The organism is Zhongshania sp. (assembly GCF_041623545.1).
GTDB lineage: Bacteria > Pseudomonadota > Gammaproteobacteria > Pseudomonadales > Spongiibacteraceae > Spongiibacter.
Genome location: NZ_JBFJWS010000435.1, coordinates 1 through 1745 on the forward strand (window position 1 = coordinate 1; position 1745 = coordinate 1745).

General features: G+C 54.8%; 2 protein-coding genes. Both read left to right on the forward strand.

What is annotated here, in order from left to right:
• On the forward strand, nucleotides 1-286 hold a 286-nt coding region (locus tag ABYT30_RS18930), incomplete at its 5' end, for a hypothetical protein (RefSeq protein WP_373098093.1).
• 91 nt (nucleotides 287-377) lie between these two features.
• The coding region (locus tag ABYT30_RS18935) for an FAD-dependent oxidoreductase (RefSeq protein WP_373098095.1) at nucleotides 378-1745 on the forward strand (1368 nt) is incomplete at its 3' end.

Below are 1745 nucleotides of genomic sequence, written 5' to 3' on the forward strand. Positions count from 1 at the left end.
GGCCATCAAAACTCAAGCTAAGCTTGGCATAGCGCTTACTCTCCATCAGTTTGTCCATAGTATGTTTCAGGACAAAATGCGTGAGCACCATGACGCTAACGATCAAACCGTGATCGTCAACGTATGGCAGGTCGTCTGCATTTGGGCGGAGATAGCTAATCATGGCGAGATAGTAAACAATGATTGTCTATATAGTCAACCACAAGATACCAAGTTATCCGCAGGTAAATTAACGCGCCAGCACCGAGCACCGACCGAGCAACCAAACAAAGTTAAAAAGCGCTGATGATTACAGGTAAACGCCGAATTTTATCGATTCGGCTCTGGCGTGCGATACTAGGCAATGCCCCGTCCAATTTAGAGATTCAACAAACCCTATGAGCATGACGAGCACGTCGACCATCGCCTATCAAGATCTAGTCCTCGTCGGTGGCGGCCACGCCCATGCCCAGGTCATCAAAATGTGGGGGATGCGGTCCTTACCAGGTGTGCGTTTAACTCTGATCTCGCCCCAGGTGCAAACCCCCTATTCGGGGATGTTGCCGGGCTTAGTCGCCGGACATTTCCAATTTGACGACGCCCATATCGATTTGATGCGGCTCTGCCAGTTTGCCGGTGTGCGATTTATTCAGGCCAGTGTTAGCCGCCTCGATTTAGATAACCGTGAATTGTGGCTCGACGACACTGACCGCCCCGCGATTGGCTTTGACCTACTGTCGATCAATAGTGGCATCACCCCCGACCTCAGCTTGGTCGGGGTCGCAGAATATGCCACGCCGGTGAAACCAATCAGCGCGTTTTATCCCCGCTGGCAGCATTGCCTAGCCCAACTCCGATGTGCGTCAAGGCCATGCGCGATTGCCGTGATCGGTGGTGGTGCAGCCGGAGTCGAGTTGATTTTGGCCATGCGCCATGCCATTAGCCAACAAGCGGACATAGGCATACCAGTGGACTTCCACCTGATTTATCGCGGTGAGAATATCCTTAGCAGCTACCCGCCGCGGATTCGCGGACACGTAGCCGCGGAGTTGCGCAGCAAGGGCATTCACATGCACAGCAATAGTGAGGTGAGTAAACTCAGTTCTGGACATATTCATTTCAGCAGCGGGGCAGCTCCCCTAGCGAGCGAACATATATTCTGGTGCACCCAGGCCAGCGCCGCGGCTTGGCCTCGTCAAAGTGGTTTAGCCACCGATGACAAAGGCTTTATTAGCCTATTCGACACCTTGCAAGCGACCAGCCACGATTTTGTCTTTGCCGCCGGAGACATCGCCCAACAAGTTAAATACCCGCGCCCAGCAGCAGGCGTCTTTGCGGTACGGCAAGGCCCGGTGTTGTTTGAAAATTTACAGCGGAAGCTTTTAGCAAAGCCCCTGAAGCAGCACCGCCCTCAACAGGACTTTTTAAGTATTCTCGCCCTCGGCAGGCGAGATGCCATTGCCCACCGCCGTTTTTTGCCCACCCTGCGCGGCGGCTGGGTATGGCGCTGGAAGAATCGCATTGACCAGCAATTTATGGCTATGTTTGCCGAGTTGAGCATGCCCGCCTCGGCCCTCGCAAACCAAGCTGTCGCCCCGGCCATAAGCGGTATCGACACCCCCAGCCCCTTATCTGCCCTTGCCATGCGCTGCGGCGGCTGCGGTGCAAAAGTCGGCGCCACCAGCTTGAGCAAAGTGATACGACAATTACAACCGATCCAGCGCGACGATGTGGTGTGGGGACTAGATAGCCCCGACGACGCCGCC